This window comes from Gluconobacter cerinus, assembly GCF_002723935.1.
In the GTDB taxonomy this organism is placed as follows: Bacteria; Pseudomonadota; Alphaproteobacteria; order Acetobacterales; family Acetobacteraceae; genus Gluconobacter; species Gluconobacter cerinus.
Genome location: NZ_BEWM01000001.1, coordinates 213,966 through 240,165 on the forward strand (window position 1 = coordinate 213,966; position 26,200 = coordinate 240,165).

Annotated in this window: 23 protein-coding genes; 10 read left to right on the forward strand and 13 right to left on the reverse strand. The window is 56.7% G+C overall.

Annotation, left to right across the window (positions count from 1 at the left end):
• Window positions 1–19: 19 nt before the first annotated feature.
• The 3 genes from GCE01_RS00975 (at window position 20) to GCE01_RS17070 (ending at window position 1,943) form a co-directional block, all read left to right on the forward strand.
• Window positions 20–1,162, forward strand: a complete 1,143-nt coding sequence (locus GCE01_RS00975) for an AI-2E family transporter (RefSeq protein WP_099210338.1) — start codon at window positions 20–22, stop codon at window positions 1,160–1,162.
• A gap of 61 nt (window positions 1,163–1,223) precedes the next feature.
• The gene (locus GCE01_RS17065; RefSeq protein WP_244591037.1) at window positions 1,224–1,508 is read left to right on the forward strand and encodes a MerR family transcriptional regulator; all 285 of its coding nucleotides are present in this window, start codon (window positions 1,224–1,226) and stop codon (window positions 1,506–1,508) included.
• Window positions 1,509–1,604: 96 nt separating this feature from the next.
• Window positions 1,605–1,943: a TipAS antibiotic-recognition domain-containing protein gene (locus GCE01_RS17070; RefSeq protein ID WP_244591038.1), complete on the forward strand. Its 339-nt coding sequence runs from the start codon at window positions 1,605–1,607 to the stop codon at window positions 1,941–1,943.
• 46 nt (window positions 1,944–1,989) lie between these two features.
• On the opposite strand, the gene GCE01_RS00985 is transcribed toward GCE01_RS17070, so the two are convergent.
• From GCE01_RS00985 to GCE01_RS00995, 3 genes are read right to left on the reverse strand one after another with little or no spacing between them, the layout of a single operon-like run.
• Entirely contained in the window at window positions 1,990–2,415 is a 426-nt protein-coding gene (locus GCE01_RS00985) for a hypothetical protein (protein ID WP_046899633.1), read from the reverse strand.
• A complete protein-coding gene (locus GCE01_RS00990) occupies window positions 2,412–3,554 on the reverse strand; it encodes a DegT/DnrJ/EryC1/StrS family aminotransferase (protein ID WP_099210340.1) in 1,143 nt (380 codons plus the stop codon). Before GCE01_RS00990 ends, GCE01_RS00985 begins: the two co-directional genes overlap by 4 nt.
• Complete coding sequence (locus GCE01_RS00995) at window positions 3,551–5,503, reverse strand: polysaccharide biosynthesis protein (protein ID WP_244591073.1); 1,953 nt, start codon at window positions 5,501–5,503, stop codon at window positions 3,551–3,553. The genes GCE01_RS00990 and GCE01_RS00995 overlap by 4 nt, the downstream gene beginning before the upstream one ends.
• Window positions 5,504–5,599: 96 nt before the next feature.
• Here GCE01_RS00995 and GCE01_RS01000 point away from each other — a divergent pair, with 96 nt between their 5' ends.
• On the forward strand, window positions 5,600–6,565 hold the full coding sequence (locus tag GCE01_RS01000; protein ID WP_099210344.1) for a glycosyltransferase family 4 protein: 966 nt from the start codon (window positions 5,600–5,602) through the stop codon (window positions 6,563–6,565).
• Here GCE01_RS01000 and GCE01_RS01005 read toward each other — a convergent pair whose 3' ends face one another.
• Window positions 6,566–6,967, reverse strand: coding sequence for a MarR family transcriptional regulator (locus tag GCE01_RS01005; RefSeq protein WP_046899636.1), 402 nt, complete (start codon window positions 6,965–6,967; stop codon window positions 6,566–6,568).
• A gap of 310 nt (window positions 6,968–7,277) precedes the next feature.
• Window positions 7,278–8,669 (reverse strand): leucyl aminopeptidase family protein, encoded by a 1,392-nt coding sequence (locus GCE01_RS01010; RefSeq protein WP_099210346.1) that lies wholly within the window; start codon window positions 8,667–8,669, stop codon window positions 7,278–7,280.
• A gap of 77 nt (window positions 8,670–8,746) precedes the next feature.
• On the opposite strand from GCE01_RS01010, the gene GCE01_RS01015 reads away from it, so the two are divergent.
• The 3 genes from GCE01_RS01015 (at window position 8,747) to fdxA (ending at window position 12,009) form a co-directional block, all read left to right on the forward strand.
• Window positions 8,747–11,305 carry a helicase-related protein gene (locus GCE01_RS01015; protein ID WP_099210348.1) on the forward strand — a complete coding sequence of 853 codons (2,559 nt, stop codon included), beginning with the start codon at window positions 8,747–8,749 and terminating at the stop codon, window positions 11,303–11,305.
• Complete coding sequence (locus GCE01_RS01020; RefSeq protein WP_046899639.1) at window positions 11,302–11,598, forward strand: RNA-binding S4 domain-containing protein; 297 nt, start codon at window positions 11,302–11,304, stop codon at window positions 11,596–11,598. The genes GCE01_RS01015 and GCE01_RS01020 overlap by 4 nt, the downstream gene beginning before the upstream one ends.
• Before the next feature lie 78 nt (window positions 11,599–11,676).
• A complete protein-coding gene (gene fdxA, locus GCE01_RS01025; RefSeq protein WP_046899640.1) occupies window positions 11,677–12,009 on the forward strand; it encodes a ferredoxin FdxA in 333 nt (110 codons plus the stop codon).
• A 197-nt stretch (window positions 12,010–12,206) separates the two neighbouring features.
• Here fdxA and cyoD read toward each other — a convergent pair whose 3' ends face one another.
• The 5 genes from cyoD to GCE01_RS01050 all read right to left on the reverse strand — a co-directional run bounded on the left by cyoD (window position 12,207) and on the right by GCE01_RS01050 (window position 17,324).
• On the reverse strand, window positions 12,207–12,536 hold the full coding sequence (gene cyoD, locus GCE01_RS01030) for a cytochrome o ubiquinol oxidase subunit IV (protein ID WP_086634521.1): 330 nt from the start codon (window positions 12,534–12,536) through the stop codon (window positions 12,207–12,209).
• Window positions 12,536–13,156, reverse strand: a complete 621-nt coding sequence (cyoC, locus tag GCE01_RS01035; protein WP_046899642.1) for a cytochrome o ubiquinol oxidase subunit III — start codon at window positions 13,154–13,156, stop codon at window positions 12,536–12,538. Before cyoC ends, cyoD begins: the two co-directional genes overlap by 1 nt.
• 14 nt (window positions 13,157–13,170) lie before the next feature.
• Complete coding sequence (gene cyoB, locus GCE01_RS01040) at window positions 13,171–15,159, reverse strand: cytochrome o ubiquinol oxidase subunit I (protein ID WP_086634522.1); 1,989 nt, start codon at window positions 15,157–15,159, stop codon at window positions 13,171–13,173.
• Window positions 15,160–15,166: 7 nt separating this feature from the next.
• Window positions 15,167–16,105: a ubiquinol oxidase subunit II gene (gene cyoA, locus GCE01_RS01045; RefSeq protein WP_046899644.1), complete on the reverse strand. Its 939-nt coding sequence runs from the start codon at window positions 16,103–16,105 to the stop codon at window positions 15,167–15,169.
• A gap of 448 nt (window positions 16,106–16,553) precedes the next feature.
• On the reverse strand, window positions 16,554–17,324 hold the full coding sequence (locus tag GCE01_RS01050) for a Bax inhibitor-1/YccA family protein (protein WP_086634523.1): 771 nt from the start codon (window positions 17,322–17,324) through the stop codon (window positions 16,554–16,556).
• A 149-nt stretch (window positions 17,325–17,473) separates the two neighbouring features.
• Here GCE01_RS01050 and thpR point away from each other — a divergent pair, with 149 nt between their 5' ends.
• Both thpR and GCE01_RS01060 read left to right on the forward strand, forming a co-directional pair.
• The gene (thpR, locus tag GCE01_RS01055; protein ID WP_099210350.1) at window positions 17,474–18,037 is read left to right on the forward strand and encodes an RNA 2',3'-cyclic phosphodiesterase; all 564 of its coding nucleotides are present in this window, start codon (window positions 17,474–17,476) and stop codon (window positions 18,035–18,037) included.
• Window positions 18,034–18,639 (forward strand): uracil-DNA glycosylase family protein, encoded by a 606-nt coding sequence (locus GCE01_RS01060; RefSeq protein ID WP_099210352.1) that lies wholly within the window; start codon window positions 18,034–18,036, stop codon window positions 18,637–18,639. Before thpR ends, GCE01_RS01060 begins: the two co-directional genes overlap by 4 nt.
• Before the next feature lie 4 nt (window positions 18,640–18,643).
• Here the strand turns inward: GCE01_RS01060 and GCE01_RS01065 are convergent, their stop codons facing one another.
• The 3 genes from GCE01_RS01065 to GCE01_RS01075 are packed head-to-tail and all read right to left on the reverse strand — an operon-like array spanning window position 18,644 to window position 23,063.
• On the reverse strand, window positions 18,644–19,342 hold the full coding sequence (locus GCE01_RS01065; protein ID WP_046899648.1) for a MarC family protein: 699 nt from the start codon (window positions 19,340–19,342) through the stop codon (window positions 18,644–18,646).
• Window positions 19,339–21,438, reverse strand: a complete 2,100-nt coding sequence (locus GCE01_RS01070) for a lysylphosphatidylglycerol synthase domain-containing protein (protein WP_099210354.1) — start codon at window positions 21,436–21,438, stop codon at window positions 19,339–19,341. Before GCE01_RS01070 ends, GCE01_RS01065 begins: the two co-directional genes overlap by 4 nt.
• Before the next feature lie 5 nt (window positions 21,439–21,443).
• Window positions 21,444–23,063: a lysine--tRNA ligase gene (locus GCE01_RS01075; protein WP_099210356.1), complete on the reverse strand. Its 1,620-nt coding sequence runs from the start codon at window positions 23,061–23,063 to the stop codon at window positions 21,444–21,446.
• Between the two features lie 202 nt (window positions 23,064–23,265).
• Here GCE01_RS01075 and GCE01_RS01080 point away from each other — a divergent pair, with 202 nt between their 5' ends.
• On the forward strand, window positions 23,266–26,160 hold the full coding sequence (locus tag GCE01_RS01080) for an ATP-dependent DNA helicase (protein ID WP_099210358.1): 2,895 nt from the start codon (window positions 23,266–23,268) through the stop codon (window positions 26,158–26,160).
• Window positions 26,161–26,200: the final 40 nt, after the last annotated feature.

A 26,200-nucleotide genomic window follows, 5' to 3' on the forward strand; every position in this document is an offset into this window, starting at 1 on the left:
ATTCAGGATGGACCGGCTGATGCCTATTTCGTTTTCCGACCCGAAGGACCGAGACGAGAAGGAACCGCGCGCGCGCGAACTTTCAAAAATTGCCAGCCTGTTACGGATCGCCCTGACTGTGACGCTGATCCTTCTGGCTGTCTGGCTGATGAAGGATGTGCTGGCTGTTGTTTTCGCCTCAGCACTGATGGCCGTCGTCCTGCATGGCCTCGCCCGGATCGTACGGCGCCACGTCTCGTTCATCCCCTATCAGGGCGCTGTTGCTCTCGTCACAGTGGTTATCCTGCTCGCACTGGCAGGCCTTGTCTGGAGCAGCGGCCCGGCGATCGGGGACCAGTTCATTCGCCTCAAACAGGCACTTGTCCAGCAGTCCGGCGATCTGAAATCGCATCTTTCAGGGTCTACTCTGGGTCAACTTGTTCTGGATCATCTTCCAACCGCAGTTGGCGGAAATGATGCAACGTCTGGCAGCCTTGGTTCCCTCGGCTCCGGCCTTGCAGGGTCCGTGACTGGTATTCTCAGCAGCGCCTTTGGTGTGCTGGGCACACTGGCTGTCATTCTCATTGCAGGGCTGTACTTTGCTTTGTCTCCTGCAATTTACATTGACGGCTTCCTACGCCTCGTTCCTTCCCAGCACCGTGCATCCGCACGTGAGTTACTCATGGCTGCGGGCACGACACTCTGGGCGTGGACAGCAGGTCAGGCCCTCGACATGCTCGTCGTGGGCATTCTGTCCGGGATTGGCCTTTCTTTGATTGGCGTCCCTCTTGCGCTTGCACTCGGTGTGGTTGCTGGTATCTGCAACTTCATTCCCTATATCGGCGCCATTCTTGGTGCGGTCCCGGCCGTGCTGCTGGGCCTCTCCATGGGAAGCAAAGAAGCCCTGTTCGTGGCCATTCTTTACAGCGTGATCCAGTTCTTTGAAGGCAACGTTCTTGCACCACTCATCCAGCGGCGTGCAGTCCATATGCCACCTGCGGTTGCCATTCTGTCCCAGACGGTTTTCAGCACCATTCTTGGTATTCCCGGCCTGATCCTGGCATCTCCGATCACGGCAGCTCTGCTGGCTATGGGAGACAAGGCAACGGCCCCTCTCGATGACGAAGAACAGACCCGCCGCGACGTCGGCGAAATTTCCGAAGACGAAGCCCGGAAAGACTGAATATTTCGCTTGCTCCTGACGTAACGTCATCATTGCAGATGATGCGTCAGGAGGAAGATCAATGACTGCAAAGACCCTGACCATTGGCGAACTTGCCAAAGCCAGCGCAACAACACCCCGGACACTTCGACATTTCGAAGCTTTGGGGCTCATCAAGCCAGCCCAGGCTGAAAATGGCAGACGCGTTTACACGCTCCAGACAATCAGCACGCTGGCACGCATTTTTCTTTCAAAGCGCATGGGATTTAGTCTCGCTGAGATCCGCTCCCTGGACCTGAAGCCGGCATCCCCAAAAGATATCATAGCGACCCAACTTTTCCTGCTATCAGCACGCATGGCAGTATGAGAAAGAACAATTTCCCAACTCCGCACCACCCATCATCTAATCTCTGACCAACTCTCTGGTTCGGAGAGCCAGATTTACAATGGTCCGATGGATCTGGTGGCATTTTGCCTTCTTCTGCGAGAAGGAGAAGCCATTCTACAACGGGAAAACATTCAGCCCGTTTTTGAAAAATACTTTACTGCGGAAGAACAGCTGGCGGGGCAGACGCAAATGGATCGTCACTTCCCAACTAAAGACAGAACATCCTATCAGGTTCTCTGGGAACGACTTATCGTGCGCTGTGAAGATGCTCTTGCCCGCTCGGTATCCCCATCTGCCCCAGAAGCTCAAAGCCTCGCAAAGGATTGGCTGGAGCTTCAAAAGCCTTTGCAAAAGGCCGTGGGCCCGGAACTCTGGCGCAAGACGGGGACAATGTACGAAGACATGCAAGACTGACAGACACCTGAACGACAGGCGCCTTTCAGTCCTGAAGTGTTGAGCTTTATCCGTGAGGCTGCAATTCTGCGGGCTGGAGCGCCGTGAGAGACGCGTCTTCAAAGGCGTTCATGCGGTAGGGGCCATTGTCCTCAAGCTGCACGCCGACGATGTCCGCTTGATGTTTGTGCTTCCAGATGGAAATGATGACCGGATGATTGTCTGCGTTGTTCATGCGCAGGATGACCTGCCCCTTCGCGGGCGGCTGCTCCCCGCTGGGGCCCCAGGCCGTTGTGTGCGACTGAAGCCACAGATTAATGTCCTGAACTTCAGTTGCACTCAGATCCCGGCTGACAGGAGCGACTATCTTGCCTTCAGTCACCGGCGGGAATTTCCATGCGTGAATCAGCGGCCACGCCACGAACCAGACAATACCCACTGGAATGAAAACCAGTGCACAAAAAGCCAGTAACAGCTTCTGCTCGCGCCTCATAACGTGTCTCCTGCCCAGCTTTTCAGGGCTTCCGTGATACGATCCACTTCTTCACTCGTCAGCTCTGGCTGAATAGGAAGTGCGAGAATACGTGTTCCGAGATCTTCCGAAACAGGAAGAGCCGCGCCATCATGATGCTCGCTATACGCAGGCTGATGATGGAGAGGTTTCGGGTAGTACACTGCCGTCGGCACACCCGCGGCCTTCAAGTGCGCCTGCAGGGAATCCCGTTTCGCTGCATCTGGCAGCAACACGCTGTAAATCGCCCAGGCACTTTCGCTGTCAGGCACGCGCACCGGCTGTTGAATACCTTGCGGCATGGCACGGTCATATGCGCAGGCAATGGCTTCACGCTTGATCAGCTCATCTTCAAAAGCATCCAGTTTCGCCAGAAGAACAGCCGCCTGAATCGTGTCCAGCCGACCGTTGATGCCAATCCGCTCCACTTCGTATCGCGTTTTGCCCTCACCGTGCGTTCGCAGCGAACGATAGAGGATGGCCAGGTCCTCATCATCCGTCAAAATAGCACCGCCGTCTCCGTAGCCGCCGAGAGGCTTGGACGGGAAAAATGATAGCGTCGTAGCACGCGCCTCGTGCCCCAGACGGCGTCCGTGATAGGAGGCTCCGAAAGACTGCGCGCAGTCCGCAATAAGCGTCAGGCCTTCCTGAGCCGCAAAAATTTTCAGTTCATCCCAAGGCGCAGGCTGCCCGAAAAGATCCACCCCGATCAGAGCTCGCGGCTCCAGTTCCTCAGCGTCCCGCACAGCCGTCAGCCGCTCCGCGAGAGACGTCAGACTGATCTGGAACGTATCTGGTTCCACATCAACGAAAACGGGGGTTGCTCCCAAAAGGAGAACAACTTCAGCCGTCGCCGTATAGGTGAAGGCTGGCAGAAAAACGGCGTCGCCCGGTCCGATCTCTTCTGCCATCAGAACCATCAGGAGTGCATCGGTGCCCGAAGAGACGCCAACTGCATATTTCGCGCCTCCGAACTCGGCCAGCCGCTGCTCCAGTTCCTCGACCTCGGGGCCCATGACAAAGCGACAATGCTCAAACACTGCATCAACACGGCTCTTGATCGCGTCTTTCAGACGAGCCTGCTGTTTGGGCAGATCCAGAAAGGCTATCGGGGTAATCATGCAGTGACCTCCGCATCAGGCTGTGAAAGCGCGACCGCAGACGGCGCCTTTCCATCCCGGTTATGGTTGAATTCCGGCACCAGCCGGTGAAATATTTCCATGACAGCTGAAAGATCTTCGCGGTGGCACGCCGCTTCCAGCGCATTCATGGCATCAGTCGCGATATTGAAATCCACGGTCCGTGGAGACGCCATTCTCAGACCTGGCGCATCTGTCGGCACAGGCGCTTCCCGGCCATGAAACAGCTCTTCAAAAAGCTTCTCGCCAGGGCGCAGGCCCGTAATCTGGATTTCCACGTCTGTTTCTGGTTTGAGGCCAGCCAGACGGATCATCTGACAGGCAAGATCCATGATCCTGACCGGATCGCCCATATCCAGAACGAAAATGCCGCCCTGCCGAAGACGCTGATCTGTTGTATCTTCCCCGCAAGCATCCTGAGTGCCACGGACGGCAGCCTGAAGCACCAGACCCACCGCTTCAGGGATCGTCATGAAGTAACGGGTCATGTCCGGGTGGGTTACAGTCAGCGGGCCGCCATGTTCAAGCTGACGGCGAAACAGGGGGACGACAGACCCGGTAGATCCTAAGACATTCCCAAAACGCACGGTCACACACCGCAAACCGCCTTTACCAGCACGCGCACGCATATCGAGCGCCTGTCCATAGACCTCAGCGCAACGCTTGCTTGCCCCCATGAGACTGGAAGGGTTAACGGCCTTGTCCGTTGAAATCATCACCATCGCCTGCGCACCTGAACGTTCGGCCTCGTCCAGAACAATGCGGGTGCCCACGACGTTGGTCAGAACACCCTCGATCGGATTTGATTCCACGATTGGTACGTGCTTGAGCGCGGCGGCATGGAAAATCAGTGCTGGACGGTATTCCATGAAAATTTCGGAGATCCTGCCGCGATCACGCACATCAGCAATAATCTGATGCCGCTGAACTGCAGGATATCGCTCTGAAAGATCCAGGTTGATCTGCCACAGCGCGTACTCGCTGTTTTCAATCAGAAGAATGGCAGCAGGTCTGAACGAAGCGATCTGTCGCGCCAGTTCAGATCCAATGCTACCGCCAGCCCCCGTTACAGCGATGACCTGACCAGCGATCAGGCGGCTCATCCCTTCGCTATTCAACGCTACCGGAGGCCTGTTCAACAGATCTTCAATGGCGACGGGACGAAGCTCAACACTGTCTGCGGGCTTCAGATCAGTCAGAGAGGGCGTTCTCTGAACATCAACACCATACTCACGCGCCACTTCGAGGATACGGGACAACGGAGCGCCCCGCAGTTCGGACGTGGTGATAACCAACGTATCCGGCAGGCGCCCCGAGGCTGACATCTGCTTCAGAATTTCAGGCGTTTCATCAATCGTTCCAAGAATGGGACAACTGTGAATGCGTCGCCCTGCCTGCTGCGTCCCACCTGTCAGAAGCCCGACAACGCGACGTCCCGCCTGATGATCCCGCTCCATTGCGCGAATGAAAAGATCCGCTTCGTGATCAGCGCCAAGTAACAGCACGCGCTCCCGCTCAGCGACCATAAGGCGACGGCGCGCTGTGAGCCGCCAGAACATGCGTAGAGCACCCAAGCATGTCAGTAGAACCAGCGCATGAATGACCGGGAATGTCGTGCTTGGAAGCGGGTAGCCAGCCAGGTGCAGCAAAGTTGAAAACAGCGTGGCACTGACAACTGACGCACAGGCAATATTAAAGAGATCGGAAAGACCGGAAAACCGCCAGTATTGCTGTGCCATACGAAAAGGCAGCCCGCTGACGAGGAGCGTAATCCCCCCGCCCGCCACAAACCACAGCGGATGAAGCAGTCCTCCATGAGGGTCAGCCAGCCAACGTGCCACAGGGGCTGCCGCTGCGGACACGACTCCATCCAGAAGAACATTGAGAGCGATGCGTCTCGCCTGTGCGGTCGTGCGACCTGTACGGCTGATAGCGCTAGACGGGGCCGGAAACTGAGGGCCAGAAGATGGTGTGACTTTCACGTCTCCCTTATAACGCCAAAACCACTGTTCCCATAAAGTCCGTCCATGCCCTTTTCTTTGTCGTCCTTTCTCTCCGGTCTTACCCTGCTGGACTTGTGTGCCGCAGTCCTGTGCACGGTCTTGGTCGTCCTGATGATTCAGGCCGGAATTATGGACACTCCCGTGCACCGCAGCTCCCATACGCGGCCAACACCCAAAGGCGGAGGCATCGGCATTATCGGAGCTTTTCTGCTCTGCGCGTTACCAAGCCTGTTTCTCAAAGGGCAGCCCATTCTAAATCCGTCCGTCATCGGGATGCTGGCCGGCGTTATTCTACTCGCTGCCGTTTCCTGGCTGGACGATCTGTATTCTTTCAGGGCGCGTTACAAGCTTGGTGCACAGTTCATGGCCGCCTTTTTGGCCGCGGCTGGAACGGGCGCATCTCTGCCAATGATGGGGATTTTCATACTGGGGGCCGTGTTTATCACCAATGCCCTCAACTTTATCGACGGGATTAACGGGCTAGCCTCAGGCACGATGATGATCGCCGCGGCCCTTCTGGCGTCAGCAGGGATCCAACCCGTTATTTTCGTGCTGTTCGCGGTGTGCCTTGCAGCATTTCTGCCATGGAATTTTCCCAAAGCCCGCATTTTTATGGGGGATGTTGGCAGTCAGGCAGGAGCGCTTGTCATCGCCTGGGGGGCCATGCAACCTCTCCATACTTCGGCGCTCATCGTACTCGCAGTGCTTTCAGGCGTGCTGTGGGATGTCCTCTTTACGTTGGCTCGCCGCGCCCGCGCAGGCGATCGACTGACCGAGGCCCACCGTGGGCATCTTTATCAGCTCGCGATCCGCTCCGGACTACCGATGCCGCTTGTAACGACTGTCTATTGGGGATTTGCACTGTGGGGTGCTGCGGCCTGTCTGGCCAATGAGTGGCTCGTAACTGCTCTGCTCATTCTTCTGCCTCAGCTTTGCTGGACAGGCTATATCTGCACGCGAGCCAGAGCCCGCGTGCAGGATCGCTGGTAATCAGCCAGCGCGACGTGTGCTGATACGCTCGACAGAAGCAGCTGCGCGCTCTGCACGAACCGGACGGGTGCCGGAAGCTTCAGCCATGACAGCGCGCATCTCACGAAGGAAGGAAGAACCCTTCAGCGTGCGCTGCACGAGGACGGAACGACGATCCAGCGGATCAACCTTACGACGTGCCAGATCCAGCTCACCCAAACGGTCCAGAGCGCGTGTAATAGCAGGCTTGGACACCTTGAGCTCTGAAGCCAGACCACGAACAGTGTGTGCACCGTCACGCAGGTAGCAGGTCAGGAACACAGCAAGCTGGCGGGCAGACAGATCAGGACCATCACGGCGCACCATGGAGACTACGGTGTCGCATAGAAGGTGAAGCATCTGGTCGTTGTTAGCCTGAGGCATTTCTCTCTCCTTAACGGTCTGCCCTGCCTGTTACCCGATCGAGTAACAGGAAAAAGAACATTCGAGCCTTGCCGGCCCGAGGGGTTGCATCTGTGGCTCACCCCATCATGGGATTGAGCGTTGGTCTTCTACATCTGGTGTTTTGAAACGCATCCGCAAGTATGCGGGTTTCAAAACGATTTATGCTGCGGCTAGCAGCTTTCGAACATGGAAGGCCGTATGCCCTATCAGAAGCAGATTTACACCCCATAGTTTTAAGACAATCATATTACGGTTCGTTAAGGATCACCTTCCCGTCAGGTTCTTCACTTCACGAAGACCTGCGAATGTTTGTTATCATTTTAAGAAGCGCACGAAGTGCCAGCGTCTCGCCACCTTCTGGCCGACCCGGAGAATTGGCGTCATTCCAGGCGTAAGTGTCTATATGCAGCCAGTTTTGTCTGGCAGGAACGAAGCGCTGAAGGTACAAAGCGGCTGTAATAGCGCCCGCCATAGGCTTGGATGTAATATTTCCGACGTCGGCTATTTTACTATCAAGCCATGCGTCATAGCCATGCCAGAGTGGCAATCTCCACAAAGCATCTGCAGTATCTGAGCCCGATTCGAGCAGTAATTGAGCCAGTTCATCACTGTTACTGAAGACTGCCGGAAGGTCTGGGCCGAGAGCTACGCGCGCAGCGCCGGTCAGGGTTGCAGCATCCACAATGTAATCTGGCGCAGATTCAGCGGCTTCCGTTATCAAATCGCACAACACCAAACGCCCCTCTGCATCCGTGTTGCCAATCTCTACCGTTTTTCCGCTTCGTGTCCGCAGAACATCGCCAGGACGCATGGCATGGCCAGACACACTGTTCTCAACACATCCAAGACGCAGTTCCAGATCAACATCCAGTTGCAGATCAATCGCCGCGCACATCACGGCCAGAAGCAGGGCCGCACCACCCATATCTTTTTTCATTCGCAACATGCCTGCTGCGGGCTTCAGGTCGTACCCCCCCGTATCGAAGCATACACCCTTCCCAACAAGAGACAGACGCGGCGCGCCTTCACGGGCTTTCCAGCGGGCCACAACAACAGCAGGCTTGCGCTCAGACCCCTCACCCACCTCTGCCAAACATGGATACGCGGCCTTCAGGTCATCGCCCTCAACAATGCGAACGTCTGCTCCACGATTTTCCAAAGCCCGATAAGCCGACAGCGCCAGATCTTTCGGACCAAGCAGATTGGCGGGCGTATTGATCAGATCCCTGCCAAACCAGTTTGCTTTCGCATAGGCCGTGATGGTGGCCGCCTCGTCCGGAACAACCAATCGCGTGGTGAATGACCGCACGACCCCGACACGATATTGATATGTTCCCATGGCGAACCCGAGCAGAGCAGTCTCCTGAACGGCGCTTTCCATCCCGTGCGGCAGAAGGCTCCAGTCACCCTCCGGAAGGATCGTTCCCAGCACGCCAAAGGCTGTCGGGTCATTCAGGCGCACCTCATCGACACAAAGCAGAGCCGCTCCCGCCCCACCGTCACCGGGCAGAAGCGTGAAAGCGCCATCTTTTGCTTTGAACCCCTGCGCCGTCAGAAAAGATGCGTGCTCGCCCAGAAGACCGGCAATCGTCTTGTCATCCTGCACCTTCACCAGATGCACAACGCGGGGTGTTGGAGCCTCGCTGACGGAAACAAAAGGGAGCTGGATGTGAGAACTCATGAACCTCTTTCCTTAAAAGATCGAACCTTTTGGCTCGAACGCTTGCTTTTGTTCCGCAGGCACCCGACCATTCACGCATGAAGGGTGCACACCGCGGTAACCATTCCGCTCATCATATCATGCCAGCAAGCGTCCGTGCGGCACTTGGCCCAACCAATACGGGCAAGACGCACTATGCTCTGACTCGCATGATGGCTCATTCCTCCGGCATCATCGGTTTTCCGTTGCGCCTTCTCGCGCGCGAAAACTACGAACGCCTGGTCGCGGCCAAAGGGGAGCGTTCCGTCGCCCTTATAACAGGTGAGGAAAAAATTGTTCCTCCAGGCGCGCGATGGTTTTCCTGCACGGTCGAGGCCATGCCACTGGACCGGAAAGCCGAATTCGTCGCTGTCGATGAAATCCAGCTCGCGTCTGACCCGGACCGTGGACATATCTTTACGGATCGCCTCCTCCACGCCCGGGGAACCGTAGAGACACTCTTCCTTGGTGCGGAAACAATTCGTCCGCTCCTGCAAAAGCTGGTGCCCGGAATCGAAATCGACACACGCACACGTTTGTCGAGTCTCGTGAGCACCGGACCAACCAAGCTTTCTCGCCTTCCCCCCCGATCGGCCATCGTGGCTTTCTCGATGTCAGAAGTTTACGCTCTGGCCGAAGTCATACGACGCCGGAGAGGTGGTTGTGCCGTCATCATGGGGCAACTCAGCCCACGGACGCGAAACGCCCAGATCGAGCTCTACCAGAACCGGGAAGTCGATTACCTGGTGGCCACCGATGCCATCGGGATGGGGTTGAACATGGATGTGGACCATGTTGCGCTTGCCCAGCTTTCCAAATTTGACGGCACAACACCCCGCCCGCTCTTCCCGCAGGAAATAGCGCAGATTGCCGGCCGTGCTGGCCGTGGCATGAAGGACGGTACATTTGGCACTACGGCTGATTGCCCGCCCATGTCGGCCGCAACTATAGATGCCGTAGAACAGCACCGCTTCGATCCGATTCAACGGCTATACTGGCGCAATCACGCACTGGATTTCAGCAATCCCCGGGCTCTTCTCGCCAGCCTTACGGTCGCGCCGCCTTCCCGCGGCCTAATGGCAGGCCGCGTTGCGTCTGACGTTGTGACCCTTGAGTCCCTGATTCTGGACCCGGAAATTCGGGAGGTCGCCAAAGGAAAACGTGCGACGTCTCTTCTCTGGGAAGTCTGCCAAATCCCTGATTTCCGCAAACTTGGCGATGACAGTCATACACGGCTCTGCGCACGCCTGTTCCTGCATATCCTCAAAGATGGCGCTGTTCCAGCAAACTGGATGGAAGGACACATCAAGGGTTTTGCCCGCACCGAAGGTGACATTGATACCCTGATGCATCGTCTGACGGGCGTACGGGTCTGCTCTTATGTGGCCGCCAGAACAGAATGGAGCCGTCACTCATCTGTCTGGCAACAGCGCGCCCGGGAAGTGGAAGACCTGCTTTCAGACGCACTGCATGAGCGCCTGACGTCCCGCTTTGTGGACAGACGCGCCACGTCCCTGCTTCGTCGACTGGATGCTGAGACAGACCGTAACCTCCTGTCTGCCGTCACCGCAGACGGAGAGGTCATTGTTGAAGGCCATAGCATCGGCAAGATCCGTGGCTTTTCGCTCCAAACCGACACCACAAACGGGCCTGATCATCAGATCGTTCTCAAAGCCGGACGCAAAGCGCTGCTGCAGGAGATCCCACGCCGGGTTCGCCTATTTCAGGAGGCGCCGGATAGTGCTTTGTCCCTTGAGACAGACACCGGCATTCTATCGTGGGACAATATTCCCCTTGGCCGATTGATGGTTGGAAAAACGTTTCTGCAGCCAGCCGTCAGATTGTTTTCCGCTGAGTTCACTGACACCAATCAGCGAATTCAGGTTGAGCAGCGCCTTCTCCGTTATGTGGACAGCACGCTTCAACGGGATCTCTCCGTTCTCTACAAAGCGCAAAACGCCGTAACGGATCAGCCTCAACTCAGAGGCATTCTTCATCGATTGCATGAAGATGGCGGTATCTCCCCTGTCCTGCCGTCAGATCAGTCCCTTCCGCCTCCAGCTCAACGCGCCTTGCGGAAGCTCGGCGTGGAAGTGGGTCGTTTTGCCGTTTTCTGTCCCGCACTTCTGCGTCCACGAGCATCGGCCCTTCTGACACTTCTCACACAAATCCGCCTTGGCCTTCCCCTGATGCCCCCGCCAGCCGGTCGTGTCTCGTTGCCATGGCATATGGTGGAAGGCGTTCCAGGCTGGCTGCAGGCAGCGAAGACAGGGGTCAGACTCGATATCGCCGAACGTATTGTGAAAGAGCTGGAGCAATTGACGCGCAAGCGGGATCATCCTGCTCCCGTCGGTCTCGCCTCACGTCTTGGACTCAAAGCCGATCTTCTTCCTGAGGTTCTTGGTGCCCTTGGCGTTGCCCACAAACCACCGTGCTCTCCCAGCCAAACGTATGCTGGGCCCCCTGCACCACTGATGCTTCTGGCTGACCGCCGCAATCGAGCAACACGCAGGAAGGCCAGACCGTCAGGAGCGGCCAGCAACGCAAGACGCCCCATTGTCCGACCAGACAGCCCTTTCGCCGCCCTGGCCATTCTGAGAGATCGTGCTGCCCCATGAGTGATGCCTATCAACGCTTGGATCAGTGGCTTTATTATGCCCGCGTTGCCAAGACACGCCCGCTCTGTGCAACCATTGTCAGCAAAGGGCGCATCCGGGTAAACAGACAGCCCACCAGCAAGCCGCATGCCAAACTCAGGGTGGGTGATGTGGTGACCCTGCCGCCTCTCAGCCCCGGTGAAGACGTGCGTGTCTGGCGCGTTCTGGACCTTGGGGAGCGTCGGGGCCCCGCGAAAGAAGCATCCCAGCTATACGAGATCGTGAGAGAAGAGCCTAAGAAGCTTGCTTCCTAGGCCAATCCTTCGCATATCATCCCGCACAATATGAAATTGGGCCGCACAGCCGGGCCCGAATGAGGATCGGAGACACCAATGAGCTATGTGGTCACGGAAAACTGCATCAAGTGCAAGTTCATGGACTGCGTGGAAGTTTGCCCCGTAGACTGCTTCTATGCCGGAGAAAATTTCCTCGTCATTAATCCGGACGAATGCATCGACTGCGGCGTTTGCGAACCTGAGTGCCCGGCAGAAGCCATCTTCCCGGATAGCGACAACCGTGCAGCTCCATGGATCGAGATCAACTCCCGTCTCGCCGCCCAGTGGCCGAACATTACCCGCAAGGGCGAACAGCCAGCTGACGCGGAAGAGTGGAAAGATCAGCCGGGCAAGGCAGCCATGCTGTCCGAGGCTCCCCACAAGGACTGAGACGCCTCACCCACCAAGACACTATCAAGCCCGGCCATTGTGCCGGGCTTTTTTATTGCGCCTGCCACACCCTGCTCAGTTGGAGACTGCGAGGGCATAAAGGCAAACGCCTGAACGCCGATCAGGAAAGCAGACATAAAAAAAGGCTGACAGGATCTCTCCTGCCAGCCTTTCCTGCCGTGATCCCAAAAGAGATCTTAGCGGGACATCATGTTGATGGCCGTGTCATGCATGATGAACAGCGTGCCGCCAATAATGACGATGACTGATACTGCTGCAAAGATGAAGCACATCAGGTTCCAGCTCTGCTCGTTGCTGGTGTTCATATGAAGGAAGAACACCAGGTGGACCACGATCTGAACGACCGCAAGAACACCGAGAGCTGCAAGTGCCATCCCCGGGGCCAGTGCGTGTGTCATGACTGCTGCGAAAGACGCAACAGTCAGGACGACCGCAAGAACGAACCCGATGATGTAAGACTGATAGGAGCCGTGGCTACCATCGTGGGTTGTATGTGCCTGGGCCATTACATCACACCTGCGAGATAGACGAAGGAGAAAACACAGATCCAGACGATGTCCAGAAAGTGCCAGAACAGGCTGAGGCAAGTCAGCTTGTCCATCATCCGCGGAGACAGATCCTGCGGGCCCATCATCTGGACCATCAGAACTGCCATCCAGATCAGACCGCAGGTGACGTGAAGACCGTGCGTACCAACCAGCGTGAAGAACGCGGAGAGGAATGCAGAACGGTCAGGACCATTTCCTTCTGCGATCATGTGAGTGAACTCAGTCACCTCAAGACCAACGAAGGAGAGACCCAGAACGAACGTCACGGCGAGCCACAGAAGAACCATCCCCTTGTTCTTTGCCAGCGCACTGAGCGAGGCAAAGCCGTAGGTGATGGACGAGAACAGCAGGATAGCCGTCTCGATGCCGACATTCGTCAGATCGAACAGTTCTTTCCCCGAAGGGCCTCCGGCGTACTGGTTCCGGAGGACTGCGAAAGCAGCAAAGATCGACCCGAAGAGAATGCAGTCGGTCATCAGGTAGAGCCAGAAACCGAAGACGTTCGGGCTCTCGTGGTGATGCTCGTGATCGTGACCGTCAGCGTGTGCCAGAGGCGACATGGTTGCTTCGTGAGCCATTAGCTATGCCCCCCTTACTCTGCTGCCTGAGCAGCGGCGATACGACGGGAATAGACTTCCTCGTTGTGCTCGATTTCGCTGACAGGGACGTAGTAGTCGATATCACGGTTTGCACTGCGCATGATCATGGTGGCAGCGATACCGATCAGACCAAGACCAGCCATCCACCAGATGTACCAGATTGCACCGAAGCCCAGGATGAAGGCGAACGCACCGATGAAGGCACCAGCAGCGGTGTTCTTCGGCATGTGGATCGGAGCAAGCGGCTTGTTGTGTGCACGACGGCCAAGCTGCTTCTCGGTGTGGAACGTGTCCAGACCGTGGATGTCCGGGATCACTGCGAAGTTATAAGCCGGCGGCGGAGAAGAAATGGACCACTCCAGCGTACGGCCACCCCACGGATCGCCCGTCAGGTCGAGGTTTTCCGGCAGGTTACGGTCACGGATGGAGACGTAAAGCTGCGTGAGCTGGCAGACGATACCCAGAGCGATAACAACCGCACCAGCTTCTGCAATCAGCAGCCACGGACGCCAGTCCGGATTGTCGTAGTGGTTCATACGACGCGTCATGCCTTCGAGACCGAGGACATAGAGCGGAACGAAGGCAAGATAGAAGCCAACGAACCAGCACCAGAACGCGCGCTTGCCCCAGGCTTCGTTCAGCTTGAAGCCGAAAGCCTTCGGGAACCAGAAGCCCATACCTGCAATGTAACCGAAGTACACGCCGCCGATGATGACGTTGTGGAAGTGGGCAATGAGGAACAGGGAGTTGTGAAGGATCCAGTCAGCGGCCGGCATGGCCATCATGACGCCCGTCATGCCACCGATGGAGAAGGTGATCATGAAGCCGATCGTCCAGTACATCGGAGCCGTGAATTCAACACGTCCCTTATACATGGTGAACAGCCAGTTGAAGATCTTCACGCCAGTCGGGACTGCGATAACCATCGTCATGATACCGAAGAAGGTATTGACGTTGGCACCTGCGCCCATGGTGAAAAAGTGATGCACCCACACGACGAACGACAGCACCATGATGGAGCACGTAGCGTAAACCATCGTGTTGTAGCCGAAGAGCGGCTTGCGGGAGAACGTTGAGGTAACTTCAGAGAAAACACCGAAGGCCGGGATGACCAGGATGTAAACTTCCGGATGGCCCCAGGTCCAGATCATGCTCAGATACAGCATGACGTTGCCGCCGGCATCGTTCGTGAAGAAGTGCATGCCGAGGTAACGGTCGAGGCTGAGCAGTGCCAGCGTAACCGTCAGAACCGGGAAGGACACCATGATCAGCACGGTCGTGCAGAACGCTGTCCACGTGAAGACCGGCATCTGCATCCAGCCCATGCCAGGAGCACGCATCTTAACGATGGTCGTGAAGAAGTTCACGCCCGTCAGAAGCGTTCCGACACCGGAAATCTGAACGGCCCAGATGTAGTAGTCAACGCCGACGCCCGGGCTGAACTGCATCTCGGACAGAGGCGGGTAAACCAGCCAACCGCACTGAGCAAACTCACCGATGAACAGTGACAGATTGATCAGAAGGGCGCCGACCAGCGTCATATAGAAGCTGAGCGAGTTCAGGAACGGGAACGCAACGTCGCGCGCACCGATCTGGAGAGGCACCACCAGATTGAGCAGCCCCGTCATGAACGCCATGGCCATGAAGAAAATCATGATCGTGCCGTGAGCGGAGAAGATCTGGTCGTAGTGGTGTGGCGGAAGGTAACCAGGGTTACCGGCATAGGCCAGCGCGAGCTGGGTACGCATCATGATGGCGTCCGCGAAACCGCGGAACAGCATGACAATTGCCAGGATGATATACATCACGGCAAGGCGCTTATGGTCGACTGTCGTCAGCCATTCACGCCACAGGTAACCCCACTTACCGAAGTAAGTAACGGCACCCAGCACGGCAAGGCCGATGACAGCCACACCCAGGAATGTGCCGACAAGGATCGGCACATCAAAAGGTATGGCTGAAAGGGAGAGTTTTCCGAGCATCTGTCGGTTATTCCTTCATGCCAGTGTCGGACGGTGCAGCGCTGGAAGCGGACTGCATATGCATGACCTTGCCCGTCGTCTTCTCAACCATCATGCCATTGTTGTACTTGGCGACGATGCCGTCGAAGAGATCCGGCTGGACATGCGCGAAGTACTGAACCGGCGCAGCTTCCTGCGGGGCGGAATACTTCGGATATGTCGTGTCATCGAGGTTTTCGCTGCCGCTCTTCACCTTCTCGACCCAGGCACTGAATTCTTCAGGTGCCATGGCGAGGGTGCGGAACTTCATGTCAGAGAAACCGCGACCACTGAACTGGGAAGCTTCACCCAGATAATCACCGGACTCAGTTGCAAGAAGATGCAGCTGCGTCTGCTGACCTGGCATGGAGTAGATCATCGATCCCAGACGCGGGATGAAGAAAGACGTCATGACGGTGTCAGAGGTGATCTGGAAGTTCAGCGGCGTGTTCGTCGGGACATCCAGCTGGTTGATCGTTGCGATCCCCAGATCCGGATAGATGAACAGCCATTTCCAGTCGAGAGAGACCACCTGCACATTCAGCGGCTTGACGTTGTCAGCCGTCTGAATCGGGCGGTACGGGTCGTAAGCGTGAGTGCTGTACCAGCTGATCGCACCGAGAGCGATAATGATCAGGGAAGGTACGCCCCAGATAACATACTCAATCTTCGTTGAGTGATCCCAGGTCGGCAGATACTCGGCCTGGGTGTTGGAAGCACGATACTTCCAAGCAAAGTAAAGCGTTGCGATACAGGTCGGAACCACAACAAACATCATGATGACAAATTCTGCCACCATGACATCGCGGTTCATTTCTGCGATCGGACCGCGCGGCTGAAGCAGATCAACCGTGCAACCCGATAGCATCAGCGCCGGCAACGCTGGGAGATATCGCCAGAGTTTTTTCATCGGTCCTGCTTTCATCATCCGTTCCGGCATGGAGTATTCGCCGGGAAACGGTTTGACACGATAAGGGCCGCATCAGAGCTGCCGAACGCTGCCATAGTCTGCTGCCTTTCTCGTTCGTATCCTGACGTCAGGAACCGGATCAAAGATCCGACCCTGAAATTCATTCAGCATGGGACACGACTGTCCCGGTTCCTCAGGTTTTTTCTGCCTGAATCGCCCGGAAGACAAGGCTTATCACGGATTTCGTGAGGGATGGGGCAGCCCCCTGTCAAACCTACAAATGGCTGTTTTTCGCCACATTTGATTTCATTATAAATTACATTAAACGATAAAGTTACAACTTTTTAATGTAAACCTTTCCGAATGAGACGGAAATAATTCAAGACCTTTTTAGTCCGCAAACAAGAAAGGGAGCGACATTGACTGTCGCTCCCTCTGGAAACTTTCGAGTAACGTGAATGTACTGTCAGTCGCTATTACTGGAGCGAACACCTGTGAACTGAATAAGAAACTGAAAGAGGTTCACGAAATTGAGATACATCGACAGCGCATCGTAAATGCTTAGTCTGGCAATATCATCTGAAGACGCGAACGACATATATTGCTGGTAGTTAATCTTGATACGCTGGGTATCGTAAGCCGCGAGACCTGTAAAAAGAGCAACCCCGATTAGAGAAACAAGCATTGCCAGTGGTGCACTGTGCAGGAAGATGTTCACAACCATCGCAATCATGAGGCCAATCAGGCCCATGAAGAGAAAGGAACCGAGTCGAAGAAGGTTAGCTCCGGTGGTGTATCCCCACAGAGCCATACCGCCGAACATCGCCGCACTGATGAAGAAAGTCCGCGCTACGGAAACACCCGTATAGCTCAGCAGCAGGCTGGCCATGCTGGCCCCCATCGTCGCGCTGAAGAGCAGGAAGATCGCCTGCACCGCAGGGCGCGACAGCCGGTTGATCCCGAAGGACAGGACCATCACAAACGCCAGTGGCGCGAAGATCATGATGCCGCCTAGGAAAGTAGGCCGCAACACAAAGGCGCCGGTTGAGGTTTCTGCGATGTGGAAGAACAGCGCGCGCAGAGAGGTTTCCGCCACGCCATAAGCAACGAGCCCCGTAACAACGAGGCCAATCGCCATCCAGTTGAAGACGCGGCACATATAGGCGCGAAGACCGGCATCAAGACTGCCTGCGCCCGCCTGAGTGCCGGCCCTGCCGAAGTTGGAATTAAAAGCCATGACACCTTTTCCAGTAAAAGGCCCTTTTAAAAAGGGCGCTTGACGAACCTTGGAAGCTCGCCCGTACTTTCCCTGAATGTGGGGCTTTTCACTGTACGGTCAAGAAGACCCTTCATATCTGTGTTTCATTTCCTCGGGAAACGAGCCTCTTGAGACTTTTTGTCGCACTCGACCTCTCCCCCTCCCAGCGCGAAGCGCTTGCTCTCCTCCGTGGAACGCTTCCTGGCGTGCAATGGGTGCCTTCGGAAAACTACCATCTTGCCTTGCGCTTTATCGGCGAAATTACAGATCGGTACGTGATGGGGGAGATTGATCTCGCCCTCTCCCGCCTCTCCTGGACACCATTCGAGATATCGTTTTCAGGGGCTGGCCTGAGAGAAGGCACGACGGCTGACAGCCTGACGATTGGCATTGAACGATCTACTGCACTGGAGACACTTCAGGCGCAGGTGGAAAAGACCCTTCGCAAGGCGGGATGCCCTCCTGCCAAGCGCCGCTTCCAGCCCAGTGTCACGCTAGGCCACCTCGCGACAAGCCAGCGGGCCGATGCGGCTCGCTGGGTTCAGAGACATAATCTCTTCAGAAGTGAGCCAATGTCTGTCGAGCACGTTACGCTCTTTGAGAGCCTGCGTGGCTACGACCAGCACGTTTATGTCGCGCAGGCCGAATATGCCTGGCACCCTGAAATGCCACTTCTTCCTGAGGATGAATGATTTCCAGCCCAACGACACAAGATCGCCTCACAGCTCTGGTCCGCGAGGTTCGTGCGTGCAGGGTCTGTGAGGAGCACCTTCCACTTGGCGCACGCCCGCTGATCCATGTTTCAGCAACCTCCAGGCTTCTGATCGCGAGCCAGGCGCCTGGAACCAAAGCCCATTTCAGCAACACATCCTTCAAGGATCCGTCCGGAGTTCGCCTCAGAGAATGGCTCGGCCTCTCGGAAGAGGTATTTTACGATACCCGGCAAGTCGCAATTCTGCCTATGGGACTTTGTTATCCAGGGAGACTCCCTAAAGGAGGAGACTGCCCGCCGCGCCCGGAATGCGCGCCAATCTGGAGGAAGCGGGTTTTATCCCTGATGCCCGCTCTCCGCCTTACTTTATTGGTTGGCAGTTATTCCCAGCATCACGTCTTGGGTCGCGGGTCAGTCACGGAGCGCGTCAGGAACTTTCGCCATTATCTGCCTGAGAATTATTTTCCACTGCCTCATCCATCATGGAGAACGGGTGTTTGGGAAAAAAGGGCGCCTTGGTTTCAGGAAGAAGTCATCCCTGCCCTTCGGGAACAGGTCCAGAAGATACTCAGTTCCGATTGAAATATTAGTGTCGAGCTAGACGTAAAGTATCGACAAGAACGCCCTGTACGCCTGAGATGAAAATCTGGATTCCGATAGCCAGAAGAATGAGCGCGGCCAAACGACTGACAATCCGCGCGCCAGTGATGCCAAGCATCGAAACGATCCGTTCCGCATAGGCATAAGCGATGGCAACGACGATGCCCATGGCAGTCGCTGCTGCTGATACGCCCATATAATAATCCGGCGCAGGCATATGAGGCGGACATGAAGAACTCAGAGCGATTGCTACGGAGATGCTCCCTGGTCCTACAGTAAATGGCATGGCCAGCGGAAAGAAAGCGCGTTCTTTGAGATCAGGCGCAGCAACGGTTCGACCGCCCTGAAGCGCCTGCTTTTCTTTCCGGGCCTCGCTTGTCTCCGGCTGCTGCAGCATGACCCACGCGCGCGAGGCCACAACAAGACCGCCGGTAATGCGCAGCGCATTCATGCTGATGCCAAAGAAACTCAGAATCCAGCTGCCAAACCAGATGGACACCAGGAGGATCGCCAGAGAATTCAGCGCGACAAGCCGCGCCAGTTCGATAACCTCTTTGCGTGTCCGCCCCTCTGTCGCCTGAGCGAAAATCAGAGACGCACCGAGGGGATTGATGATCGAAAACAGCGCTGGAAATGCAATCAGCCAACTGTTGACCGCATTACCCAGACTGGGAGGCAGGCTCATGACCCTGTTGTGCCTGAGGCGACGTCCGAACGACACGACGCCCGCTTTTTGCGAGCGCGCCGCTCTTCTCCCGTGAGGAATGCCCGGATCATACGATAGTCCTCGGAAAAACAGCAGATCGTCCCTGCCCGGCCTTCCAGACACACCGTCAGACCAAGATCGTTATAGACCGCCATCAGAGACTGGCCAACACGCACAAAAGCAAGTTTTCGACCTTCCTGACGCGCAAGATCTCTCAACCGCCAGATGGCAGCAATGCAGTTGCGCTCAGCACCCGCCGGATCTCCGAGGCCAATAATGAACTGACCCGTCCGAAAAAACGGAATAGCCGCTCGGCCTGCTTCATCATGCAGCAAACCACTGGGGCGACGCGGGCCCAGTTCCTGCAAAGCATGAGACAGGCTTCGATAATGACTTTCGTTCTCCGCATTCCACGCTTCGAAGCGGATGCGCGTTCTGCGCATACCAACCCAAAGAGCGAACAGGCCGCAAAGCGCAGACAGGCCCAGAAACCACCGGCCGACCGCTGTGTGCGCATCATAAATCATGGAGCGCCACCAGATGGGCCCCAAGTGCCGTTGCACAGCAACCCAGCCAACCCCAACAAGCCCCAGCGCCCATAAGGACATTGGTGCCAGCATCGCAGGCGTCAGGGGAGCCACAAGAAGATGTGCCCTGCGATAGTAACAGTTTCGGAAAGGCGCGATCAGCAACATCACGAGCCCCAGCGCCACCGGAGCTTCCCAGGGTGCATGTCGCAACACAAGCAGGACGACTGATGCGCCCAGAACACCGAGAGAAACCTTCCATGCAAGCGCGACGCGCTGGGACAGCCCCATGGCCAGCCCAACAAGCGCAACACCCGACACAGTAAGGAACAAATCCGCAATTTGCGAAACTGCAGCGCCAAGAGACGTGCGTAAAGGCGGCAGCTCAGCGACCAGCGCATAAAAGACGAGAAGAATTCCAGCTACAGCCTGAACGCTGGTTGCAATTGTGACTGAAAAATCCGCTTCGGACTCTCGTACAACCTGACTGGGGCGAATACGCCGTGGCGCCTGTCCTGCGGACACAAGCGCCTGCTCTCCCCGCAGAAACAGTTCATGCCCGGCAAACATCAGACCCGCCATGACCAGCGGAATAATGTAATAAAAAAGGCGGAAAACAAGGATCGCGCCCATGATTTCCGGCACCGGAAGATACGGCCGCAATGCCAGAAGCATGGCACTGTCAAAAACGCCCAGCCCGCCCGGAACGCTCGCTACCAGCCCCGCTGTGTAAGACGCGATATAGATGGCAAGGAATGTCCCGAAGCCAAAATGGGCTTCAGGAGGCAACGGCGGCAGCACGCTATACGCAATCAGGGCCGTCGCAGCCATATCAGCCGCACTGACCGCAATCTGTGCGATCGCTATACCCGTGCTGGGAATTTCGATCTCGTAACGCCAGATTTTTACGTGCCGGCGGATACGAGAAAAAACGACATAAGCAGCCAGAATACCCCAGCATCCAAGACCAGCCAGCCGCAACAGGAAAGCGGGAAGATGGGACAGAACAGGAATGGCGTGCGGCTCAATGGTCAGAATACTTCCAACCAGAGCCAGCGTTCCCAGAAGATAGGTTGCTGAGCAAAAGGCAATGATCTGTGCAATATCCGCAGGGGCGACACCCCAGCTCCGATAAAGCCTGAAGCGCACTGCGGCACCCGAAATCGCGGCGCACCCAAGATTATGCGATAGGACGTAAGAACAGAAGGCCGCAAAAGAAGAGCGCTTGAACGAAACATCAGCCCGGACATGAAGGCAGGCCAAGCGATCGTAAAATGACAGGATAAAATACGACAGGAATGTCGCTCCGGCTCCTGCCAGAAGCGCACCATCCGGAATATCGCTGAGACTTCTGGCAATGTCCCGCAGGGAGAGATTGCGCAACTCACGCCAGATCACCACAACAGCAGCAATCAAAAGCACGAGCCCGACAATTGCCGGAGCACGTGTCAGCAATAATTTCCAGCGGCTTTTAACAGGCCCGCTCTCGTCTTCCACGTCGAGAGCAAGCCCATCATTTTGCCAGTCGTCTTCCCGAGGCGGGCACATCGACGTTAGGCCTGAGGCGTCCCGGCAGCCGGGCGAGCCAGTGCACCCCTTATCAGGGCTACGGTCTCAGGCAAACCGAAGAGTGACGCGAAAATGCCGAAGCGCGGGCCTTCGCTCTGGCCCAAAAGCACTTCATACAGGCAACCGAACCAGGAGCGCAGCTCAGACTTCTCAAAGTAGCGCTTACCGACCTCGAACACGACATCCTGCACATCGCCAGGAGACGTATGAACAGGGAGCTTTTCCAGAGCGACAGCCAGGTCCTCAAGGCCCTTCCGTTCAGTCTCGGAGGGATCACGATAAACCTTGTTCGGGTACACCTGCTCCTGGAAGTACGTCAGAGCGCAACGAACAAGCTTGTCGACATACGGATGCGTTTCTGGCGACAGCGTCTCGTCATAGCGACGCAGGAATTTCCAGAGTGTCTCTGGATTATCCGCATTTGCCACGTTCGCGAGGTTCAACAGCGCTGTGTAGGAAACCGGGCTGGTATCTTCCGGGCGAACAGTTCCGCCGTGGATGAACCAGACCGGATTTGCCATCAGGTCTACCGGTTCCTGCGTCTCAGCCTTCTGAACCAGTGTCAGGTAGTCATCCGTTGCGCGGGGGATAACGTCAAAGAATAGACGCTTTGCACGCGTAGGCTGCTGGTACATGTACTGGCCGAGGCTTTCCGGCGTGCCGTAATGCAGCCACTCCTCGACAGACAGGCCATTGCCTTTTGACTTGCTGATCTTCTGACCCTGAGCATCAAGGAACAGCTCATAGGTCAGTCCAGCAGGCGGCTGCTTACCCAGAATACGGCAGATCTTCGAAGACAGCTTCACGCTATCAATCAGATCCTTGCCGGACATTTCATAATCGACACCCAGAGCATACCAGCGCATGGCCCAGTCGGCCTTCCACTGCATCTTGGCGTGTCCACCGAAGACGGATGTTTCAAACGTCTTGCCCGCTTCATCTTTCCAGACGACCGTACCGGCATCCGGGTCCACCTTGATGATCGGGACCTGCATCACCTGCCCTGTTTCAGGGTGGATCGGCAGAACAGGGGAGTAAGTCGCACGGCGCTCCGGACCAAGTGTCGGAATAATGGTCGCAACAACTTCATCATGCACTTCGAGCATACGCCGAAGTGCAGCATCAAATGTCCCGCTCGTATAATAGTCTGTCGCGGATGCAAATTCGTAGTCGAAGCCGAAACCGTCAAGAAACTGGCGCAGGCGGGCATTATTGTGAGCGGCGAAACTTTCGTATTCACCAAATGGGTCGGGAACGCGCGTCAGAGGCAGGCCGAGGTGCTTTGCAAGGAGGTCCTGCTGCGGCACATTCGTCGGAACCTTGCGCAAGGCATCCATATCATCCGAGAACGCCAGCAGACGCGTCGGCCGGCCTGTCAGAGCCTCAAAAGCCTGCCGTACCCACGTCGTACGGGCCACTTCGCCAAACGTACCGATGTGTGGCAGCCCGGACGGGCCATACCCGGTCTCAAGCAGTGCGGGCACTTCTGGAGCGCGCGCGCCAACATGCTCGGCAATTTTTTTTGCCTCTTCAAACGGCCATGCTTTTGGAAGCGGCGCGTCAGATGCGAGGGACGGGATGATATGTGTTCTGGAATTGTGCATGATTATCGGAAAACGTAGGCAGACACGTATCGCGGGTCAAGCAGTACGAGAGCAAACGAAGTTTCTCCAAGGCCCCCAAACCATGACGAAATGTGTCAAATTTACTTCCAAACCGATATGACAGCCCAAGCCTCTTCATTCTTTCACGGTCTGTTCTTTAAAGCACTCGCTCGCTTCTGCCCTTCCAGTTAGACTGACCGCAATGCCGCGCTCGCCATCTTTCCCATCTCCGTTTGACGCACCCGCTCTTGTCGCGAGACGAGGCCTGTCCTCTCTCCTGACGCCCGATGGTGAGCTTCTGGACCTCCCGGCCGATGAGGTACGGGAAAGATTGGCGCAGCTTCCACCTCCCCTTCTCGTTCATGGGCCGGCCGCCCTGCGCGCCCTTGATCTCACACCGCTATCCCAGCCTGTCCCCTGGTTTGATCTTCTGGATCTCTTTCTGTTCGTGTGTCCCGCCACCACCGTTGCACCCACCCCGCGCGGACTGGCGATCGCTCTTGGACTGACACCACCAGAAACCACCACGGCGGACCTCCTGCCACTGCTCTGCGAGACCCTGCTCGGCAAGTTACGGGAAAAAGCTGATACTCCTGAAGGAAAGCGCTTACGGGCCCTCCTGCTCCCGCTGACGCGCGCTGGCTGGATCTGGAGTGGCGAAGTCGCGGATGCCATCGGCACAGCCTCCGACCCAGGCAGTGCGCATCCTTATGATGCCGTCCGCGTCTGGCGCCGCCTGCCACGCTGGGAGGAAACAGCCCCCAGACCAGCTCCCGGCAGCCAGCCCGTTTCACCGCAGGCCGCGCGTGAAAGACTACGCCAGATCCTTGGCAAGAATGCAGAAGCACGCCCCGGACAGGCTGACTTTGCGTCCGTTGCCACTGCGGCTTTCGAGCCCCGGGAAACGCTCGGATCGCCCAATGTCGTACTTGCTGAAGCTGGAACAGGCACGGGGAAAACCCTTGGCTATATTGCGCCCGCAAGCCTGTGGGCTGAGCAGAATGATGGAGCCGTCTGGGTCAGCACTTACACGCGACATCTTCAAAGGCAGATCGAGCAGGAACTTCATCGCCTCTATCCCGATGAAGCAACACTGAGACAAAAGGTCGTCGTCCGCAAAGGACGTGAGAACTACCTGTGCCTCCTGAATATGGAGGATCTGCTCAATGCCGCCACCTCTCGGGGGAATGACGGAGCGGCAGCCCTGCTTCCCCTCAGCCTTCTTGCACGATGGGCTGAAGCAAGCCGCGATGGTGATCTGATGGGCGGCGACCTCCCGGGATGGTTCGGTGATCTCTTTGGCCAGGGTACGTTGCACGGTGTGGCAGACAGGCGTGGCGAATGCATCCATGCTGCGTGCCCGCATTACCAAACCTGCTTCGTAGAACATGGTATTCGTCGTGCCAGACAGGCAGATCTTGTCGTAGCCAACCATGCGCTTGTCATGTCGCAGGCGGCCTGGACTGCTCTCGCACCTCCTGGCCCCCCCGATGAAGATGCGACGCCAACGCGATATGTCTTCGATGAAGGGCATCACGTCCCTGAAGCAGCAGACAGCGCGTTTGCCATGGTTCTGTCAGGGCTTGAAACAGCCGAACTCAGGCGCTGGCTCCTCGGTGCAGAAGGAAGCCGATCCAGAGCACGCGGACTCTTGCGGCGCCTTGATGATCTGGTTGAACGTATTCCGACAATAGATGCTCCACTTCATGCCGTGCTGCAAGCTGCCCGAGCGCTGCCAGCTCCGGGCTGGAGCGTAAGACTGAAAAACGGAATGGACGCGCCGGTTCCGCAGGAAGACGAAGCACCCGCGTTTCTTCCGCTCATGGCCCCCGAGCCGGAACTGGATAACCCTGCCGAGCTATTTCTTCAGGCCCTCGACCATCAACTCAAAGCCCGACGCACCCAAGGCCCACAACAGGACACCACATACATCTCCACCGAATGCGATCTGCACCCCACGATTGATACAGTGCGGACGAGCGCAGAGGACTTGGCCAGAGCATTGCGGCGCCTGCAAACCCCACTGATCCAGCTGACAAAACGACTTGAAGCAACCGTGGAAGATGATCCGGAAATGGAAGCCCCTACGCGCCAGCGGATCGAGGCTTTTATCCGGACTTTGCACCGTCGCGCCATAAGCCGCGTTACAGGCTGGATCGGAATGCTGGACGCCCTTCAGACACCCCCCGAACCTGACCTGACACCCGTCCATATTGATTTCATCCGGACTGAACATCTCCCCAGAACACGTGGTGCACAGGGGGACCATGACGTGGGCCTCTATCGTCACTGGCTGGACCCGACAATTCCATTTGCATCGACCATTCAGACCCCGGCTCATGGCCTGCTTTTGACATCTGCCACATTGCGCGATCAGACCGGCTCAGAAGACGGAGAAGAAAGCTGGCACGCAGCAGAACTGCGGCTTGGGGCCACGCATTTCATGAAGCCACCAATCCGCGCGTCGCTCATGAGCCCGTTCGATTACGCCAAGCAGACGCGCGCTTATGTTGTGACCGACGTTTCCGTCGAAATCGCGTCTCTTGCCCATGCATTTCGGGCATTATTCGAAGCAGCGGGTGGAGGAGCTCTTGGGCTTTTCACGGCAATCCGTCGTCTGCGCGAGGTCCATCGGCGCATTAACGAGCCGCTGGAGGCTCAGGGCTTCCCCGTATATGCCCAGCACGTTGATGCCATGGATAACGCGACACTCGTCGATGTCTTCCGCACGGAAACCCATAGCTGCTTACTGGGCACCGACGCCATGCGGGACGGAGTGGACGTGCCGGGGGAAGCCTTACGTATGGTGGTGTTTGAAAAGACCCCATGGCCCCGCCCCGATATTCTGCATCGTGAGCGACGCCGCCTTCTCTCGGAAGGACGGCCCGGTGATTATGATGATCGCATTACCAGAATGCGCTTGAGACAGGCTTTCGGCCGCCTAATCCGGAAAGGTGATGACAGGGGCGTTTTTGTGATGCTTGATCGCAGAATGCCCTCGCGCCTTCTGTCTGCCTTCCCCGCAGGTGTCGAAGTCCGGCGCCTCAGTCTGGCAGAGACCATCAGTGATATTGCGGAGTTTCTAACTCCATCCTGATCCGACCATTTCGAAGGCGTGGAGCATAAAAAAAGGCGGT

Coding starts and splice junctions, on each gene's coding strand:
- GCE01_RS01080 (WP_099210358.1), top strand. CDS start 23,266: ATGCCGCGCTCGCCATCTTTCCCATCTCCGTTTGACGCACCCGCTCTT.
- GCE01_RS01075 (WP_099210356.1), bottom strand. CDS start 23,063: ATGCACAATTCCAGAACACATATCATCCCGTCCCTCGCATCTGACGCG.
- GCE01_RS00975 (WP_099210338.1), top strand. CDS start 20: ATGCCTATTTCGTTTTCCGACCCGAAGGACCGAGACGAGAAGGAACCG.
- GCE01_RS01005 (WP_046899636.1), bottom strand. CDS start 6,967: ATGCCTCAGGCTAACAACGACCAGATGCTTCACCTTCTATGCGACACC.
- GCE01_RS01015 (WP_099210348.1), top strand. CDS start 8,747: ATGAAGGGTGCACACCGCGGTAACCATTCCGCTCATCATATCATGCCA.
- fdxA (WP_046899640.1), top strand. CDS start 11,677: ATGAGCTATGTGGTCACGGAAAACTGCATCAAGTGCAAGTTCATGGAC.
- GCE01_RS01050 (WP_086634523.1), bottom strand. CDS start 17,324: ATGGCTTTTAATTCCAACTTCGGCAGGGCCGGCACTCAGGCGGGCGCA.
- GCE01_RS01000 (WP_099210344.1), top strand. CDS start 5,600: ATGCCCTTTTCTTTGTCGTCCTTTCTCTCCGGTCTTACCCTGCTGGAC.
- cyoA (WP_046899644.1), bottom strand. CDS start 16,105: ATGATGAAAGCAGGACCGATGAAAAAACTCTGGCGATATCTCCCAGCG.
- GCE01_RS01065 (WP_046899648.1), bottom strand. CDS start 19,342: ATGAGCCTGCCTCCCAGTCTGGGTAATGCGGTCAACAGTTGGCTGATT.
- GCE01_RS01060 (WP_099210352.1), top strand. CDS start 18,034: ATGATTTCCAGCCCAACGACACAAGATCGCCTCACAGCTCTGGTCCGC.
- GCE01_RS01010 (WP_099210346.1), bottom strand. CDS start 8,669: ATGAGTTCTCACATCCAGCTCCCTTTTGTTTCCGTCAGCGAGGCTCCA.
- cyoC (WP_046899642.1), bottom strand. CDS start 13,156: ATGGCTCACGAAGCAACCATGTCGCCTCTGGCACACGCTGACGGTCAC.
- GCE01_RS17065 (WP_244591037.1), top strand. CDS start 1,224: ATGACTGCAAAGACCCTGACCATTGGCGAACTTGCCAAAGCCAGCGCA.
- cyoD (WP_086634521.1), bottom strand. CDS start 12,536: ATGGCCCAGGCACATACAACCCACGATGGTAGCCACGGCTCCTATCAG.
- cyoB (WP_086634522.1), bottom strand. CDS start 15,159: ATGCTCGGAAAACTCTCCCTTTCAGCCATACCTTTTGATGTGCCGATC.
- GCE01_RS00990 (WP_099210340.1), bottom strand. CDS start 3,554: ATGATTACCCCGATAGCCTTTCTGGATCTGCCCAAACAGCAGGCTCGT.
- GCE01_RS01070 (WP_099210354.1), bottom strand. CDS start 21,438: ATGTGCCCGCCTCGGGAAGACGACTGGCAAAATGATGGGCTTGCTCTC.
- GCE01_RS00985 (WP_046899633.1), bottom strand. CDS start 2,415: ATGAGGCGCGAGCAGAAGCTGTTACTGGCTTTTTGTGCACTGGTTTTC.
- GCE01_RS01020 (WP_046899639.1), top strand. CDS start 11,302: ATGAGTGATGCCTATCAACGCTTGGATCAGTGGCTTTATTATGCCCGC.